Origin of the sequence: Pseudomonas sp. 2822-17 (assembly GCF_002742485.1) — a bacterium.
GTDB classification, from domain to species: domain Bacteria; phylum Pseudomonadota; class Gammaproteobacteria; order Pseudomonadales; family Pseudomonadaceae; genus Aquipseudomonas; species Aquipseudomonas cyclaminis.
Genome location: NZ_LJRZ01000469.1, coordinates 1 through 458, shown reverse-complemented (window position 1 = coordinate 458; position 458 = coordinate 1). Strand labels below are relative to the sequence as shown.

The following is a 458-nucleotide window of genomic DNA, read 5'->3' as shown; positions in this document are numbered from 1 at the left end:
GTATAGATAGTATGTCTAGATTAGGACGTGAAGGTGTCATAGTGGTTTCTTCACCTGACCTATAACCTAATCCAGCAATGTTACTATATTCTTGTTCTGTTTCTATTTGTTTTAATAGTTGTTTAAAAGTTTCTTCACCTTCAGCTACTCTTTTGGATGCGGCATTTGTCTTCATTTGGATATTATTTAGAATTTGACTAATTTCTCCTGTTGATTGTAAAGAGTGCTCTGCTAATTTTCTAACCTCAGTTGCAACAACAGCAAAACCTCGTCCACTCTCTCCAGCACGTGCCGCTTCGATCGCTGCATTTAAAGCCAACAAGTTTGTCTGATCAGCAATATCGGAGACAGTATTAAGAATATCTCCAACTTTAGATGTATATTCATTTAACTCATTCATTTCATCAGCAGTTAAGTTCATAATACTATTTATTTCAGACATCTGATTGTTAAGTTGC

Annotated in this window: 1 protein-coding gene; it reads right to left on the bottom strand. The window is 35.4% G+C overall.

Annotated features, from left to right (window positions below):
* Window positions 1-458, bottom strand: a 458-nt coding sequence (locus tag AOA60_RS33990; protein WP_256592853.1) for a methyl-accepting chemotaxis protein, incomplete at both ends; no start/stop codon positions are given.